At 63.7% G+C, this 16,180-nt stretch carries 14 protein-coding genes and 1 riboswitch; of the genes, 6 read left to right on the forward strand and 8 right to left on the reverse strand.

Annotation, left to right across the window (positions count from 1 at the left end; all coding sequences use genetic code 11):
• Positions 1-32 precede the first annotated feature (32 nt).
• From J2X35_RS13640 to J2X35_RS13650, 3 genes are all read right to left on the reverse strand, one after another.
• Entirely contained in the window at positions 33-344 is a 312-nt protein-coding gene (locus tag J2X35_RS13640) for a hypothetical protein (protein ID WP_056112716.1), read from the reverse strand.
• A 97-nt stretch (positions 345-441) separates the two neighbouring features.
• A complete protein-coding gene (locus tag J2X35_RS13645; RefSeq protein WP_310186192.1) occupies positions 442-2,256 on the reverse strand; it encodes an ABC-F family ATP-binding cassette domain-containing protein in 1,815 nt (604 codons plus the stop codon).
• An 8-nt stretch (positions 2,257-2,264) separates the two neighbouring features.
• Entirely contained in the window at positions 2,265-2,903 is a 639-nt protein-coding gene (locus tag J2X35_RS13650; RefSeq protein ID WP_310186195.1) for a thiamine diphosphokinase, read from the reverse strand.
• Between the two features lie 118 nt (positions 2,904-3,021).
• Positions 3,022-3,137, forward strand: a riboswitch (TPP riboswitch).
• A 38-nt stretch (positions 3,138-3,175) separates the two neighbouring features.
• Between J2X35_RS13650 and thiB the strand changes: the two genes are divergently transcribed.
• The 6 genes from thiB (at position 3,176) to J2X35_RS13680 (ending at position 9,264) form a co-directional block, all read left to right on the forward strand.
• Positions 3,176-4,183 carry a thiamine ABC transporter substrate binding subunit gene (gene thiB, locus J2X35_RS13655; protein ID WP_310186197.1) on the forward strand — a complete coding sequence of 336 codons (1,008 nt, stop codon included), beginning with the start codon at positions 3,176-3,178 and terminating at the stop codon, positions 4,181-4,183.
• A complete protein-coding gene (gene thiP, locus J2X35_RS13660; protein WP_310186200.1) occupies positions 4,159-5,790 on the forward strand; it encodes a thiamine/thiamine pyrophosphate ABC transporter permease in 1,632 nt (543 codons plus the stop codon). The genes thiB and thiP overlap by 25 nt, the downstream gene beginning before the upstream one ends.
• The gene (gene thiQ / locus J2X35_RS13665) at positions 5,787-6,554 is read left to right on the forward strand and encodes a thiamine ABC transporter ATP-binding protein (RefSeq protein ID WP_310186202.1); all 768 of its coding nucleotides are present in this window, start codon (positions 5,787-5,789) and stop codon (positions 6,552-6,554) included. Before thiP ends, thiQ begins: the two co-directional genes overlap by 4 nt.
• 189 nt (positions 6,555-6,743) lie before the next feature.
• Positions 6,744-8,186, forward strand: coding sequence for a M48 family metalloprotease (locus J2X35_RS13670; protein WP_405023235.1), 1,443 nt, complete (start codon positions 6,744-6,746; stop codon positions 8,184-8,186).
• Between the two features lie 76 nt (positions 8,187-8,262).
• Complete coding sequence (locus J2X35_RS13675; protein ID WP_405023226.1) at positions 8,263-8,781, forward strand: DUF1801 domain-containing protein; 519 nt, start codon at positions 8,263-8,265, stop codon at positions 8,779-8,781.
• A gap of 48 nt (positions 8,782-8,829) precedes the next feature.
• A complete protein-coding gene (locus tag J2X35_RS13680; protein WP_310186205.1) occupies positions 8,830-9,264 on the forward strand; it encodes a DUF1801 domain-containing protein in 435 nt (144 codons plus the stop codon).
• A 44-nt stretch (positions 9,265-9,308) separates the two neighbouring features.
• Here the strand turns inward: J2X35_RS13680 and J2X35_RS13685 are convergent, their stop codons facing one another.
• The 5 genes from J2X35_RS13685 to J2X35_RS13705 form a co-directional block, all read right to left on the reverse strand.
• Positions 9,309-10,166 carry an RNA polymerase factor sigma-32 gene (locus J2X35_RS13685; protein WP_310186208.1) on the reverse strand — a complete coding sequence of 286 codons (858 nt, stop codon included), beginning with the start codon at positions 10,164-10,166 and terminating at the stop codon, positions 9,309-9,311.
• A 279-nt stretch (positions 10,167-10,445) separates the two neighbouring features.
• Entirely contained in the window at positions 10,446-11,030 is a 585-nt protein-coding gene (locus tag J2X35_RS13690) for a CarD family transcriptional regulator (protein ID WP_082542472.1), read from the reverse strand.
• Positions 11,031-11,386: 356 nt separating this feature from the next.
• Entirely contained in the window at positions 11,387-11,725 is a 339-nt protein-coding gene (fdxA, locus tag J2X35_RS13695) for a ferredoxin FdxA (protein ID WP_056112693.1), read from the reverse strand.
• Between the two features lie 138 nt (positions 11,726-11,863).
• On the reverse strand, positions 11,864-12,250 hold the full coding sequence (locus tag J2X35_RS13700) for an RNA-binding S4 domain-containing protein (RefSeq protein WP_056112690.1): 387 nt from the start codon (positions 12,248-12,250) through the stop codon (positions 11,864-11,866).
• A 15-nt stretch (positions 12,251-12,265) separates the two neighbouring features.
• Positions 12,266-15,580 (reverse strand): helicase-related protein, encoded by a 3,315-nt coding sequence (locus tag J2X35_RS13705; RefSeq protein WP_310186214.1) that lies wholly within the window; start codon positions 15,578-15,580, stop codon positions 12,266-12,268.
• Positions 15,581-16,180: the final 600 nt, after the last annotated feature.

Below are 16,180 nucleotides of genomic sequence, written 5' to 3' on the forward strand. Positions count from 1 at the left end.
GTTGACGGACCTCAGTGCGCCGCCGAAGGCGCTCAGATGCCTGATCCGTAAAGTTCCTGCTCGTCGCCGTCCCACGGCCTTGGCAGCGTCGCGCTCGGCTCGGCGCCAGCGCTCGCGCTGGGCATCGGCATCCAGCATTTCAGTTCGGTTTCAGGATACTCGATCATGTGGCCGGGATAGGAATCGTTGGCGCGCCAGCCTTCGATGCCGTGCTGATCGGCTCTCGCCCAGTATGCCACGTCCACCTCGGCTGGCCCTTGCTCGGAAGACTTTATGGTCACGAGGATCCGGCTGCCATCCTTGGGCGCGCTCGTCATCTGGCGCCATCGAACCGGTTCGCTCATGCTATCCTCCGAGGTTTCCGCGGCGAACGTCGCCGCCTTCCTATCCTATCTAGAGCAAGCGGCGCGTCGAGGCCAATTATCCGGAAGGGTCGCGTTCCTAGCCCTCCAGTTCCTCGCGCAGCATCTCGAGCTCCAGCCACTCCTCCTCGAGCGCGGCGAGGGCGAGGCGCTCCTTGTCCAGCGCGGCAATGGTCTTCTGGAAGCCGCCCGGGTCACGCTCGTAGTAGGCGGGATCGGCGATGTTGTTTTCCAGCCGCGCGATCGACGCGTTCACCGCCTCGATCTTCTTCGGCAGCGATTCCAGCGCGAATTTCTGCTTGAATGACAGTTTGCTTGCAGCCCTGGGTGCGGCCTGCGGCTTTTGCGAAGAGGGGGATGGGGGATTGGCATCCGTCCGCTGTCGTTTGCGGTCGTCCAGCCTCTTGCCGCCGCGCTGCGCCAGCATGTCGGAATAGCCGCCGGCATATTCGATCCACCGTCCCTCGGCATCGGGGGCGATGATGGAGGTGACCGTGCGGTCGAGGAAATCGCGGTCGTGGCTGACCAGCAACACCGTGCCGGCGAAACCGGCGACCAGTTCCTGCAGCAGCTCCAGCGTCTCCATGTCGAGGTCGTTGGTAGGCTCGTCCAGCACCAGAAGATTGGCCGGCCTTGCCAGTACTCGCGCCAGGATAAGGCGAGCCCGTTCGCCGCCGGACAGTTCGCGCACCGGCGTGCGCGCCTGTTCCGGCTTGAACAGGAACTCCTTCATGTAGGAGACGACGTGGCGCTGCTCGCCATTGACGACAAGGTTCTCGCCGCGACCGTCTGTCAGGTAGTGTGCCAGCGTTTCGGCCGGATCGACCGCCTCGCGTTTCTGGTCGAGCGTGGCGATCTCGAGATTGACGCCGAGCCGCACCCTGCCGGCGTCGGGAGCCAACTCTCCGGTCAGCATTTTCAGCAGCGTCGTTTTGCCGGCGCCGTTCGGGCCGACCAGCCCGACACGGTCGCCGCGCTGGATGCGGGTCGAAAAACCTTTCACCACCGTCAGGTCACCGAAGCTTTTTTCTATAGCCTTGGCCTCGATCACCAGCTTGCCGGATTCGGCGGCGTCGCTGGCGACAAGCGTCGCATTGCCCTCGGCGCCGCGATGGGTGCGGAAACGCTGGCGCATCGCCTGCAGGTCGCCGAGCCTGCGCATGTTGCGCTTGCGGCGGGCCGTCACGCCGTAGCGCAGCCAATGCTCCTCGCGCACGATCTGTCGGCCGAGCTTGTGCTGGTCGCGCTCTTCTTCTTCCAGCACCTGGTCCCGCCATTCCTCGAAATGGGAGAAGCCTTTGTCGAGGCGGCGTGTCTGGCCGCGATCCAGCCACACCGTGGCGCGCGTCACCCGTTCGAGGAAGCGGCGGTCGTGCGAGATGAGGATCAGCGCTGACGACGTGCGCGCAAGCTCCTCCTCCAGCCATTCGATGACCGAAAGGTCGAGATGGTTTGTCGGCTCGTCGAGCAGCAGAATGTCGGGTTCCGGGGCCATGACGCGGGCGAGTGCCGCGCGGCGCGCCTCGCCGCCAGAGAGATCGGCTGGGTTCTCTTCACCGGTGAGGCCGAGATGCTCCATCAGATAAGTGGCGCGATGCGGATCGTCAGCGGGTCCGAGGCCGCTTTCGACATAGGCGCGAACCGAGTTGAAACCTTCCATGTCCGGCATTTGCGGCAGGTAGCGGATGGTCGCGGTGGGCTGGCGAAAAAGCTCACCATCCTGCGCTTCGACCAGTCCCGCGGCAATTTTCAGCAGGGTCGATTTGCCGGAACCATTGCGGCCGACCAGCGCGATCTTGTCGCCGGCGGACGCCGTCAGGTCGGCGCCGTCAAGCAGTGGCGCGCCACCGAAGGTCAAGCGTATGCCGGCGAGGTTGAGGAGCGGCGGAGCCATGATTGCTTTCAGAATTCCGGATAGGGATGGACGAGAAGCATTGCGCGGCCTTGCGCAAGGCCGATTTCGAGCTTTCCCTTGACCTGGTTGGAGATCGTCAGCGACGAACCGAACGGCACCTCTACACTGGTCAGTGGCCATTTCGCGCCGGTGACGGTCAGGCCATCGAGATCGGAGAAGCCGAGGATGGAAAACAGCGTCTCGTCGTCGTAGTCGTAGCCGGCGCTGCCCGGCAGAAGGGGAATGCCTTCCTGCGCACCGCTGCTCAGGATCACGCCGACACCCATCTCCGCCAGCCGGAGCGCCAAGGTGAGATGCAGGAAGGCGTGGTCGGCGCGAGGGCCGCCAAAAGCGCCCGCCAGCACCAGTGCGGTAGCGCCGCGCTCGCGGGCGACCGCGACGGCCAGTTCGCCGTCAGTCATGTCCTTTTCCGGCGGAAAGGTCTGGCGCGGAACTTTGGCGAGTTCGGTCGGCAAGTTTGCCGGAACGGAATCGAAGTCGCCGACCCAGAGTTCGGGCAGCACATCCAGCATAGTTGCGTGGGCGATCCCTGCGTCGGCGGCGATCACCCGCGTGCCGGCGATCTGGCGGCGCAACCGTGGCGTGGCGACAAGCTCGCCGCCGAGCAGGATTGTGAAAAGGCTCATGGCCGAGGCCTCTATCAGGGCCTGCACCAGAGCGGAAGCCTTAACGCGCAAGACGCCTGCCGGCGGCAAGTGTCGGAACTTCCGCTTGATCGGCAGTTGAAGCCGCACTATGTCTCACATCGCTCTAACGGGGTGCCGACCGCAATCTTTTTGCGGCTGCTGAGAGGTTTTCGAACCAACCCGTCGAACCTGATCCGGCTTGCACCGGCGGAGGGATTTAGACGCTAGCCAAAGGCGCCGCTTCCCCTGTCAATCGAATGAAGGAGGCGCCGATGCGCATCACTGGTTTCGTTGGTTTCACCGCATTCGCACTTGCGACCCTTGCCGCCGCCGCCCCGGCTGCCGCCAAGGACAAGCTCACCGTCTACACCTATGAGAGCTTCACCGCCGAATGGGGTCCCGGCCCGCTGGTGAAGAAGAATTTCGAGGCGAGTTGCGATTGCGAGGTTTCATTCGTCTCCGTTGCCGACGGCGTGGCGTTGCTCAACCGCGTGAAGCTGGAAGGCGCGTCCACCAAGGCCGATATCGTGCTGGGGCTCGACACCAATCTGACCGCCGACGCCAAGGCGACGGGCCTCTTCGTGCCCCATGGGCCGGTTTCCGATGTCGATGTACCCGGAGGCTGGAGTGACGACACTTTCGTGCCGTTCGACTACGGCTATTTCGCCGTCGTCTACGACACGGAGAAACTGAAGACCCCGCCGCAAAGCCTGAAGGAACTGGTCGAGGGCGATCCAGGCCAGAAGATCGTCATCCAGGATCCGCGCACCTCCACGCCCGGCCTCGGCCTGGTGCTTTGGGTCAAGGCGGTCTATGGCGACAAGGCGGCGGACGCCTGGGCCAAGCTCAAGGGCAGGGTGCTGACGGTGACGCCGGGATGGAGCGAAGCGTACGGGCTGTTCACCAAGGGCGAAGCGCCGATGGTGCTGTCCTACACGACCTCGCCGGCCTATCACATGATTTCCGAGAAGACCGAGCGCTACCAGGCCGCTTCGTTCAGCGAGGGGCATTATCTGCAGGTCGAGGTCGCCGGCATCACCACGACGGGCGCGAAGAACCCGCTGGCGGAAAAGTTCATGGCCTTCATGACCGGGCCGGGTTTCCAGGATGCCATTCCGGAAACCAACTGGATGTTTCCGGCCGGCAAAATGGACAAGCCGCTCGATCCGGCTTTCGACAGGCTGGTCAAGCCGGCAAAGAGCCTGGTCTTCAGTGCCGACGAGGTGGCGAAGAACCGTAAAGACTGGGTGGATGAATGGCTGGCCGTGATGAGCCGGTGAAGGCCGCGCCCGACACCCGCATCACCGCCGGCGTCCTTACGCTGGGCCTCATCGCCATCTTGGTCGGCGGCGCGTTCGCCGGGTTGATCGTGGAAGGCGCCGGAAACCTCGCCGGTGCGGCGGCCGCGTTCGACGGCTATCTGTTTCGTATCGCGCGCTTCACGCTGTGGCAGGCGGCGTTGTCGACATTGCTGTCGGTCGCGCCAGCGTTGTTCGTGGCGCGGGCGCTGTCGCGTCATCCGGTGTTCTTCGGCCGCACGCTCATCCTGCAATTGTTCGCCCTGCCGCTGGCGCTGCCGGCGATCGTCGCGGCGCTCGGCGTGCTGGCGCTGTATGGGCGCGCCGGCTATTTCGCCGATCTGCTGAGCGTGGGGGGCCAGAATTGGCCCGGCATCTATGGCCTTTCCGGCATTCTGGTGGCGCATGTCTTCTTCAACCTGCCTCTCGCCACGCGCCTTTTCCTCGAAGCGCTGCAGGCCGTTCCCTCAGATCAGTGGCGGCTTTCCAGCCAGCTGGGCATGCGGGCCCCGGCCACATTCCGGCTGATCGAATGGCCGGCGCTGCGGGCTGCGCTGCCGGGAGTCGCGGGGCTGGTCTTCATGCTGTGCATCACCTCCTTCACCATCGTGCTGACATTGGGCGGCGGCCCTGCCGCCTCGACGCTGGAAGTCGCCATCTACCAGGCGCTGCGGTTCGATTTCGATCCGGCCCGCGCGGTGTCGCTGACGCTGATCCAGATCGGGCTGACGGTACTGGTGGTCGGTGCGTTGGCGCGGCTTGGCGCCAGCATGACGGGTGACGCCAACCTGCCAGTGGCGCCGCGCCGCTATCTGTCGGCCGGCAACCTCGAAACGGTGCTGAACGCTGTGCTCATCCTGCTGGCGCTCGCCTTCGTCGCCGGCCCGATGGCGGCGACCGTGATGGCCGGTCTTGGCGCCGATCTCGGCCGGCTTGCCGGCGAGGCGGCGGTGAGGCAGGCAACCATGACCAGTCTCGTGCTGGCTTGCCTTTCGGCTGCCCTGTCGGTGGCGATCTCGCTGTCGCTCGTCATGGCGCGCAGGGCGCTGGCGATTCGACGGCGCAGCGAGCGGCGGTCTGTGCTGGAGCTGTTGTCCGATACCGGTCCGGCCTTCGTGCTGGTGGTGCCGCCCATCGTGCTCGGCGCCGGATGGTTCGTGCTGCTGCGCCATGTCGCCGATGTCTTCGCGATCGCGCCTGTGATGGTGGTGGCGGTGAATGCGATGATGGCAATGCCTTTCGCCCTGCGCGCGCTCCGGCCGGCCTACGATGCGGCGAGCGAACGGCATGAGCGGCTTTGCGCGCAACTCGGCGTAGCTGGCTGGACCCGCCTGCGGCTGATCGACTGGCCTCCATTGCGCCGGCCGCTGGCAACGGCATTCTCCTTCGCCATGGCGCTGTCGCTGGGCGACCTCGGCGTGATCGCGCTTTTCGGCAGCGATTCCGTGCAGACGCTGCCCTATCTTCTGCTGGCGCGCATGGGCAGCTACCGTACCGCCGACGCGGCCGGTTTGGCGCTTCTGCTCGGCCTCGCCTGCCTGGCGCTGGTGCTGGCCGCCGATCGGCTCGGAAAGGGACGTGAAGTATGAACGCCGTGCAGAAGGCCGCATCGGTCAGCCTCGACAAGGTGACGTTCGGCTATGGCGACGTGACGTTTTCATTCGACGCGATGTTCGAACCGGGCAAGATCACGGCGATCATGGGGCCCAGCGGCTCGGGCAAGTCCACCCTGCTCAATCTGGTCGCCGGTTTCGAGACGCCGGACGCCGGCAAGGTGCTGATCGATGAAACGGATGTGACCGGCAGTTCGCCCGCCATGCGTCCGGTCTCGATGGTCTTCCAGGAGAACAATCTGTTCGCGCACCTCAGCGTCGAGCAGAATGTCGGCCTCGGCCGTTCGGCGTCGTTGCGGCTGACGCCGGATGATCGCGCGGCGGTGGCCGAGGCGCTCGGCCGCGCCGGTCTGGCCGGCAAGGAGAAGCGCCTGCCGCGCGAATTGTCCGGCGGCGAGCGCCAGCGGGTCGCGCTTGCACGCGTCCTGGTGCGTGACCGGCCGGTGCTTTTGCTGGACGAGCCCTTCGCCTCGCTTGGCCCGGCGCTGCGCACCGACATGCTGGAGCTTGTGACTGCATTGCATGCCGAGCGCGGCATGACGGTGCTGTTCGTCACGCATCAGCCCGACGACGCGCGGCGGATCGCCAGCGCCATGCTGTTTCTGGAAGACGGCAAGGTTGCTGCCAGCGGTCCGATCGAGAAATTCTTCGCCAGGACTGGACCCGAAGCGTTCCGGCGCTATATGGGCGCGAAGACGCCAGTGGCTCAATCACGGCATGTTGCCCGGAAGCCGACATAATTTACGCTCACACCGGGCCTTGCGAGCGGGGCGTTTGCTTGCCAATGACCAGTGACTATGGCTAGTTCCGCACAGACCGGTGCGGCCTGATTTGCCTAGCCTGTAGCCGAAAGGAATGCCGATCTGACGACCGGCCCCGACATGCTGAGATTGAAGAAGCGAGCCAAGGCGTGGGCGCGCGGCATTGCCATGGCCGCGGTAGGCCTGTCGCTGGCTGCCTGCCAGTCGATCATGCCCGATTCGGTGCAGGAATCGGGCTTCCAGCCGTCGAACAAGCCGGTCACGGTCGACAATGTCACCGCCAACAACAAGCTGGCCGAGCTGGCAAGGGCGCAGCATCCGCGTATCCTGGCGACTTATGGCGGCGAGTATTCGGACCCGAAGCTCGAACGCATGGTGGCGAAGGTCGTCGGCAGCCTGACGACGGTCTCGGCCAATCCGACGCAGAACTACCGCATCACCATCCTGAACTCGCCCAACGTGAACGCCTTCGCGCTGCCGGGCGGCTATCTCTACATCACCCGCGGCCTGCTGGCGCTGGCCAACGACTCGTCCGAGCTGGCCGCCGTTATCGCCCACGAAATGGGCCATGTGACGGCCAATCATGGACTGCAGCGGCAGCAGAAGGAGGCCGAGGAGGTCCTGGCGACGAAGGTCGTTTCAGACGTTCTGGGCGACAATCCCGCCGCCAAGGCGGCGCTGATCCGCGGCAAGCTCAGGATGGCGCAGTTTTCGCGCAACCAGGAGCTGGAGGCCGATGCCGTCGGCATCAAGTCGGTGGGCGAGGCGGGGTATGATCCCTACGCGGCCGGGCGCTTCCTGCAGTCGATGTCGGCCTACACAGATTTCCGCTCGATCAGCGGCGCGACCGACGCCAGCCTGGATTTCCTGGCGACGCATCCGAACACCCCGCAGCGCATCGAACTGGCGCAGCGCCACGCGCGCAATTTCGGCCAGCCGGGGGTCGGGACGCGCGACCGCGATTCCTATCTGGCCGGCATAGACGGGCTGTTGTACGGCGACACGCCCGAAGAAGGCTATGTGCGGGGCAATGTCTTCATGCATCCGGGGCTTGGCGTCTCGTTCGCCGTGCCGGAAGGCTTCGTCATCGACAACACCGCCGCGGCCGTTACCGCGACAGGACCGGGCGACATCGCCGTGCGGTTCGACGGGGTGTCGATCGACAAGGGCAAGTCCCTGCCGGACTACATCCGCAGCGGTTGGGTAGCCGGGCTGGATGAGGCCAGCGTTCGGCCGGAAACCATCAACGGTAACGAGGCGGCCTTCGCCACGGCCCGCGCCGACGGCTGGCAGTTCGATATCACTGTCATCCGCGCCGGCGGGCAGGTTTATCGCCTGCTCACCGCTGCGCCAGCCGCCAGCACGGCGCTCGATCCGGTGGCGCGTTCGGTCAGCACCTCATTCCGCGTCCTGAGCCCTTCCGAAAAGGCGGCGCTGAAGCCGTTGCGCATCCGCATCGTCACTGTGCAGCCGGGCCAGACCATGGGCTCGCTCGCGGCCCAGATGGTCGGTGTCGATCGCAAGCTCGATCTCTTCCGCGTGCTGAATGCGATGGCGCCGGGAGCAAGCGTGTCGAGCGGCGACAAGGTCAAGATCGTCACCGACCGCTAGAGCACGGTCAGCTGCAAGTTTGAGTCGATGCCTTCGATCGACTATCCTTGGGCGGTTGAACAGCGGGGTGAACGCAATGCCCACCACCTCCAAAACCATTGCCGGGAAGGCAGAAGACAAATCGGCTGCTGCCAAAGGCAGCGTAACAGCGCGAAAACCGGGCGTGGCAAAACCGCAACCGGCCAAGGCTGGCCAGCCGGTCCGTCTCTCCGGCGGCAATCCGCAGATCGCGAAAGGCCACGGCGACGCGCCGGTGCAGGCCTATATCGCGGCCATGCCGGGTTGGAAACGCGAGGTCGGGCGCCGCCTCGACGCGCTCATCGTGAAAACCGTTGCGGACGTCCAAAAGGCGGTCAAATGGAACTCGCCATTTTATGGAATGGAGGACCAGCACTCGTTCCTCAGCTTTCATGTTTTCGACAAATACATCAAGGTGGCTTTCTTCCGTGGCGCTGCGCTCGATCCCGTCCCGCCGGTCGCTTCCAGGCAGAAGGACGTCCGGTATTTTCATATCCATGAGGGTGACGCGCTCGATGAATCCCGATTCACCGCATGGGTGAAGCAGGCCAGCAAATTGCCCGGCGAGAAAATGTGAACGAGGCCTAACCGCCCGGCACAAAATGACGGGAAAGGGAGATCGAACGTGAAGAAAAGTGGGTCGCGGAGCGACGAGGAAATATCCCCCTCGCAGCGGATCGACGGGAAGATCAAGGAGTTAAGCGACTGGCGTGGCGAGACGCTCGCCCGTGTGCGAAAGCTCATCCAGAAGGCCGACCCGGAAGTGGTCGAGGAATGGAAGTGGCGCGGGGTTCCGGTGTGGGAGCATGACGGGATCATCTGCACCGGCGAAACCTACAAGGCTGTGGTGAAGCTGACCTTCGCCAAGGGCGCGTCGCTGGACGACCCATCAGGCCTGTTCAACTCCAGTCTCGACGGCAACACCAGGCGCGCCATCGACATATCAAAGGGTGAAGAGATCGACGAAAAGGCGCTCATGGCGCTCATTCGCAGCGCCGTGGCTCTGAACGCCTCGACGCGCGCCCGGAAGAAACAAAAGCAGGCTTCTTCCGGCGGTTGAGCCGGTCATACGCCTGCACTGGAAAACGTGCCGCCCGATCTGGCTCAGGCAGCCAGAAATTCCGGATTCTGCCGGACCAGCGCCACCTTGAGCTTTTCCATCGCCCGGGCTTCGATTTGGCGCACCCGTTCCTTGGAGATACCGAGCGTAGCGCCCAGTTGCTCCAGCGTAGCGCCTTCATCGGTGAGACGCCGTTCCTCGATGATCTGCAGCTCGCGCGCGTTCAGCGCACCCAGCGCAGATTTCAGCCAACCGGTGCGGCGCTCGACATCGATGGTGTCGCCGACAACCTCGTCCGGCAGCGGATCGTCGGCGACAAGGAAATCCATGCGCTCGGCCGCGCCGTTGTCGTCGGTGAGCGGCGCGTTGAGCGAACTGTCGGGCGCCGACAGCCGGGAATCCATCATCGCCACATCGGTTTCAGAGACGCCGAGGGCGGCGGAAATCTCGCGATAGAGTGTTTCGTTGGAAAGCGGTTCGGACCCGGTGGCAAGGCGGGCGCGGAGACGCCGCAGGTTGAAGAACAGGGCTTTTTGCGCCGAAGACGTGCCGCCGCGAACGATGGACCAGTTGCGCAGGATGTAGTCCTGCATCGATGCGCGAATCCACCAGGTAGCGTAAGTCGAAAACCGGACCTCGCGTTCCGGCTCGAAACGGCAAGCCGCTTCAAGCAGGCCGACATGGCCTTCCTGGATGAGATCGCCAACGGGCAATCCGAAGTGACGGAACTTGGCCGCCATGGCGATGACCAGACGCATATGCGACAGCGTGATCTGGTGCAGCGCATGCTGGTCTTGGTTCTCCTTCCAGCGGACGGCGAGCTGATGTTCCTCCTCGCGTTCCAGATAAGGAGCCTTCATGGCGGTGCGGATGAATGCACGTCCGGCACTGTCTTCCATCATCCGATTTCTCCGCCTGATTTCAGGAACCTGAACCGTTCCGCGACGGTCTTGAAACGTTGCCGCGGCGCCCTAGGACGGGCGTATAACGAGGCGGGGAGGGCGATTGTTCCGTACCGGCCGCGCCGATGCCTGAAAATAAATGCACTTTTCAGCGGAAGAGCCGAATGGATGGGCCGGCAGCTATTGGTCGCGCTGGTATGAAAAAGCCAAATCCAGGCCGACGAAAAAGAAAAGCCCGGCGCAAGGCCGGGCTTTAGACATTCAAATGGAAGGCGCTGCTTACGCGGCCTCTTCCTGCTCGGATTCCTCATTGTCGGCCTTGGCGCCGCGCTTGGGACCCTTGTTGAGGTTGACCTCGATAAGGCGCACCGCCTCGGTTTCCGACATGCGGTTCACCGCGGCGATTTCACGCGCCATACGGTCGAGCGCGGCTTCGTAGAGCTGCCGTTCGGAATAGGACTGCTCCGGCTGGTTGTCGGCGCGATAGAGATCGCGGACGACTTCGGAAATGGAAATAAGGTCGCCCGAATTGATCTTGGCGTCATATTCCTGCGCGCGGCGCGACCACATGGTGCGCTTGACGCGGGCGCGGCCCTGAACAACCTTGAGCGCGCGATCGACATAGTCAGTCTCGCTGAGCTTGCGCATGCCGATCGAGGTCGCCTTGGCGACCGGAACCTTGAGGCGCATCTTGTCCTTCTGGAAGTCGATCACGAACAGTTCCAGCTTGTGCCCGGCAACTTCCTGCTCGTCGATGGAGACAATCTGGCCGACGCCATGCGCCGGATAGACGATATATTCACCGGTCTTGAAGCCGTGACGCCCGGTTGTCGCGCTCTTCTTCGGGGGGGTCATCGTTGCCATTACGCCCTGGACTCCTTAATTTTGCCGCCGGCGGATGCCGGCCTAACCCAAACGGCGAGCCGACAAGGCCCTGCCTCTGCCGCACAACAGGTGAAACCAGCCGGACAAGCCAAACGGCAAACGCGAACTGCGTTGCCGGGCCCAGATTTCTCTGGTCCGGAGTGGAGATTTCACCTTTCAGTGATTAGGGCGTTCGCGCCATCAATCGACGTTGTGTCACCGGCATGTCCGGGATGTGTAGCACAAAAAGTCGGAAGAATCAACAATTTGCTGCATACGCGAAGGGACGCCCTGTCAAGGCGGTTAATGCAGCCATGACATTTCGTCCCGTAAGCGCCGGTCCATGCGGTCAGGCTTCAGTCGCCTTGGCCGGGTTCGGGGGAAAAGTATTTTTCGAACTTTTCCGTCTGGCCGTCAAACTGCTTGGCGTCGTCGGGCGCTTCCCTCTTGACGGCAATGTTCGGCCACTTTTCGGCGTATTCGGCGTTGACCTGCAGCCATTTGTCGAGGCCGCTTTCGGTGTCCGCCTTGATAGCGTCAGCGGGGCATTCCGGCTCGCAAACGCCACAGTCGATGCATTCATCCGGATGGATGACGAGCATGTTCTCGCCTTCGTAGAAGCAATCGACCGGACAAACCTCGACGCAGTCCATGTATTTGCATTTTATGCAATTGTCGGTAACGACATAAGTCATCAATTGGCTCCGGGAACGCCCCGTCTTTCTAAGTCTTTTGAGCGGTGAGTAACGCCTTTGCCGAGCGCTTGCAAGGGTCAGCCATGCCGGCTGCTGGCCGCTGGAGGAAACGTTTTTTCTTTCCTTGCCGGAGCGGGGTCAATTGTTGTCGAAAAGCCTGTCGGTCTGGCGACGCTGTTTCTTGGTGGGGCGGCCGCTGCCTGCCTCGCGCACAGGAACCAGCGCGGTCGGCAAGGTCGTTTTGGCCATGGTCTCCTGCGGAGACAGGTCTTCGTAAAGGCTGCGCGCCTCTTCTGCCGGCCCGCGCCGAAGACCGTTGTCGACGATCTTCCAGATCAGGATACGCCGATCGAGCGTGATGGTCAGCACGTCGCCCGGCTTGACCGTGTCGGAGGCCTGTTCCGCCTTGTCGCCGTTGATGCGAACTCGTCCCGCCACGACGAGCTTGGCGGCGAGAGAGCGCGATTTCACAGCGCGGGCGAAAAACAGCCATTTGTCGATGCGCTGCCGTCCCGCTGCGACCATCGAATCGACGGCGTCCTACTTCTTGAGCTGGTCGCGCAGGGCGGCGAGCTTGGCGAAGGGAGAATCCGGATCGACGCGTGCCGGGCGCTCCTCGCGCGGTTTGTCGCGGAACGCCGGCTTGCCTTGCGGGCCGCCATTGCCATCGCGGCGACTATCCTTGCCGCCCTTGTTCCAGTCGGGGCGGTCGCGCCGGTCCTGCCGCTCGCCTGGTGACCTTTCCCCTTGCGGCCTTTCGCCGGGCTTGCCCTTGAAGCGGTCCCGCCCGAAGCGCTCGCGGTTGGCCGGGCGTTCGCCGGCAGGGACGGTCTGCTCGCCGGCAGGCTGTCCCTGGCTGGCGCGGTTGCCGCGCTGGCGCTGGTCGTGACGATGGCCGGCGCGATGCCGGTCGAACCGTACCTGTCGCCACAAGAGGACGGGCTTGGGCTCCTCGATTTCCGCGCCTTCGGTCGCAGGCTGCGTCTCGGCAGTTTCCGCCTTAGCCACCGGTTCGGTGGTTGCGCTTTCCGGAGCAGCGGACTCGGCGGCGACAGATTCCGAAGGGGCCTCTTGCGCGACCGGAGTTTCCGCCGCCTCAACCGGCGGCTCAGCGCTGGCTGTGGAAGGTTCGCCGGCAGCCACCTCAACCGGGGTGGGCTCCTCTTCCGATCTCGCATTGTCGGGAGTGTCCTGCTCGGACACAGCTTCTTCGGACGCTGTTGGAGTCACCGTTTCAGCCGGCCCGGCAGCCGTTTCCGGGGCGTTGGGGTCAGTTGCCTGGGCTTCGCCAGCTTCTGCGGCAGCTTCCCCCTTTGCCGCTGTCTCCGCCGCCTTGGCTTCCGCCGCTTCCCTGGCCGCGGCATCGATGGCGTCCAGCCGGGCCTTCACGTCGGCCGCGGGTTTCGCCTCCGATCGATAGCCAAGCCCCTTGAGAACTTCCTCCATGTCATCGGCGGTGGCGCCGAGGATCGACATCATCGGCGGCGTCACCATGAAAGCGCTGCCGTCATAAGCGCCTTCCGGACGAGGCCCGACGCCCGGCTTCCAGCTCGTCGCAGGCCGGATCAGATCGGCAAGACGTTCGAGGATATCGACGCGCACGGCGCGGCGGCCGAGATTGCGGTAACCGGCAAGCTTGTAAAAGGTTTTCTCGAAAGCCGGATCGATGACCGCGGATGTCCTGCCGGAAGCCAGCGCATGGACGACATCGCCGAAGCCGGGCTTGTCCTTGCCGTCGTTCTTCAGCGCCCAAAGCAGCGTAACAAGCCCGGCAGGCGCCGGCTTGATCAGCGTCGGCACGAAGACATGGTAGGCGCCGAAGCGCACGCCCAGGCGGCGCAGCGCCGCTCGGCCATCCTGCTCCAGCGATTTCATCTCCTCGGCGATGTCGCGTCGATTGATGAGGCCGAGATGCTCGACGAGCTGAAAAGCGATGCCGCGGGCAATGCCGGAAAGCTGTTCAGCGTCGCGCAGATCGACCAGGGGCTTGAGCAGCGTCTCGATCTGGAAATTGACGAAGCGCTCGGCACGGACCGCAACCTTGTCGCGCGCCGGGCCGGTCAACTGCTCGTCGGCCAGCAGCACCAGGCGCGGCTTGAGCATGTCCTCGCCGGCGACCAGCGTGCCCACCGGTGCGCCGATCCAGCGCAGCACGCCGTCCGACCCCAGGGCTATGTCGTTGTTGCCGGAGGCGGCGAACCGTTCGGCCCGCGCTTCGAACTCGGCCGCCAGCGCCTTCTGCGCGGCGGTGCGCACCGCCTTGGCATCCTCGCCGCCGGCGCTCTGGTCGGCCGTAAAGCGAAAACCCTGCAATTCTCCAACGTGATGGCCTTCGACCAGCACGGTTCCGGTCGCGTCTATTTCCGCTTCGGGCATCGTATTTTCTCTCAGGCGCCGCATAAGGACGGAAGTCCTGCGGTCTACGAAGCGTTTCGTCAACCGTTCATGCAGGGCATCCGACAATCTGTCTTCGATTTCTCGGGTCTTTTGCTGCCAATGTGTCTGATCGGCAAGCCATCCAGGCCGGTTGGAGACGAAGGTCCAGGTGCGGATCTGGGCGATGCGGTGCGACAGCGTATCGATATCGCCTTCGGTCGTATCGGCGCGGCGAACCTGCTCGGCCATGTATGTCTCGTCGACATGGCCGTGCCTGGCGAGGTCCATATAGATCGAGGCGATGAGGTCGGCATGCTGGGCCGGTGCGATCTTGCGGTAGTCGGGCAGGGCGCAGGCTTCCCATAGCAGCGAGACGCGCTCAAGGCCGGTGGCGAGGGCGCGGATTTCGCTATCCTTGGAAAGAAATTCGAGCGCCTGCGCATCCACCGCCGGCAGCGCCCGCGTCAGGCCTTCGACCGGGGCGTTGGTTTCGATCGAGCGCTTCAAGGCATCCAGGCTGGTGAAATCGAAGTTCGCGGTGCGCCACTGCAAGACCTTCACCGGCTCGAACTCATGGCTTTCGAGCTTGTGGATCAGGTCATCCTCGAAAGGATCGACCTTGCCGGTGACGCCGAAGGTGCCATCACGCAGATGGCGTCCGGCGCGCCCGGCGATCTGGCCGAGTTCGGCGGCGGTGAGCTGGCGGTACTGGTAGCCGTCGAACTTGCGGTTCTGGGCGAACGCGACGTGGTCGACGTCGAGGTTCAGGCCCATTCCGATGGCGTCTGTGGCGATCAGATAATCGACATCGCCCGACTGATAGAGCGCCACCTGGGCATTGCGGGTGCGTGGCGACAGCGCGCCGAGCACGACGGCGGCGCCGCCCTGCTGGCGGCGGATCAGTTCGGCAATGGCGTACACTTCGTCGGCCGAGAAAGCGACGATGGCTGTGCGGCGCGGCAGGCGCGTCAGCTTCTTGGAGCCTGAATAGGCGAGATGCGAAAGACGCGGCCGCGTCACCACCGACACGCCTTTCAAGAGCCGCTGCAGAATGCCGTGCATGGTCGCCGCGCCGAGCAGCAGGGTTTCCTGGCGGCCGCGCAGGTGCAGGATGCGGTCGGTGAAGATGTGGCCGCGTTCGAGGTCGCCAGCCAACTGCACCTCGTCGATGGCCACGAAAGCGGCATCGGTTTCGCGCGGCATGGCTTCGACCGTACAGACGGAATATTTGGCGCCGACCGGCTGGATCTTTTCCTCGCCGGTGATCAGCGACACCTTGTGGGCGCCGACCTTCTCGCACAGCCGCGCATAGACCTCGCGCGCCAGCAGGCGCAGCGGAAGTCCGATGACGCCGCTTTCGTGGGCGACCATCCGCTCGATCGCCAGATGTGTCTTGCCGGTGTTGGTCGGCCCCAACACGGCGGTGACGTCGCGCCCGGAGAGGATCAGCGGTTCATTCGTTTTCGGCTGGATGTTCATCAGTGTGGGAGGACTTTTCTCGCCCGTGATCTGACCGTGGTCGTCTGGAATGCACAGCCTGGCGGCTGAGGGATGCAATTCTCGACGATACCCTGCGCATTTTTCCTGAAACTGCTTTCGACACATAGGGTCTGACTGGACCAGGTGAAAGCAGAATGTTGCCCGAAAGGCGGCAAGGCTGCTGTCTGGCATCGTTCTCGGCGCCGAAATTAAGATATGGAACGAGTCTGGAACGAATCAGCGACGAATCGCTGACTCGGCCCGATTCATGGTCTGTTCACGGCTAAATGTGGATTGGCACGGTAGGATGGGCACCACATGCTGAATCGCTCCAGCGGCGATTTTGCCTGCCGGAGGTCTCGTCGTTAACTTTTGCCGGCGAAATCCGAAATCCGAATGGATTGGAGTTGAGCGAGGTCTGCCAACATTATGAAATTGCTAATATTTCCTAACCGGTTTTAACGCCTTGGGTGGTTTTGGCCTGGTTTGAATTAACATTTCGATCAAAGGCGGAACGAATCAGCGACGAATCAGAGATGGCTCGATTTTCATGGTTTGTTCACCGCAACATCTTGTGTTTTCCACAGCTTATCCACCGAC

The sequence above is a fragment of the Mesorhizobium sp. BE184 genome (genome assembly GCF_031457045.1).
GTDB lineage: Bacteria > Pseudomonadota > Alphaproteobacteria > Rhizobiales > Rhizobiaceae > Mesorhizobium.